Raw genomic sequence first — 430 nt, forward strand, 5'->3', positions numbered from 1 at the left:
AACGGCGCCCCGTCCCGGGGGTCGGTCAGGACCCGGTAGAAGGAATCGGCGCCGCCGGCGATCAGGCGGCGCGCCATCGACGGCGGGATCGGCCCGTGCCCGTCCAGAACGGCCGGTTCCTCGGTGGCGCCCAGCAGGGACAGGACCGGGACGGTGACCAGGACCTGCGCCCGAGGCAACGGCACACCCCCGCACCCGTCCCCAACCGACCCCGCACCCGGGCCGGTAGCGCCGCCGGCCGATCCGCAGTTCATCATCCCCCCGGTGCCGGTGCCGGCGCAGGTACGGTCAGTCATTCCGCTGGTGAGGAGCCAGGTGGCGGTGATGTCGGCGCGGAGCTGGCTGAGGGTCCTGGCCTCGCCCGGGCCCTGCAGGGCACGGGCGGCCGCGGTGGACCGTTCCCAGATCCCCGCCGCCGTCCCGGCCGTGA

At 75.6% G+C, this 430-nt stretch carries 1 pseudogene; it reads right to left on the minus strand.

Features of this window, described 5'->3' with window-relative positions:
• Nucleotides 1–430 (minus strand): annotated as a pseudogene (locus AC1DES_RS19210) (HNH endonuclease signature motif containing protein); the annotation flags it as partial.

It is taken from the genome of Arthrobacter sp. 05T442 (assembly GCF_056395945.1).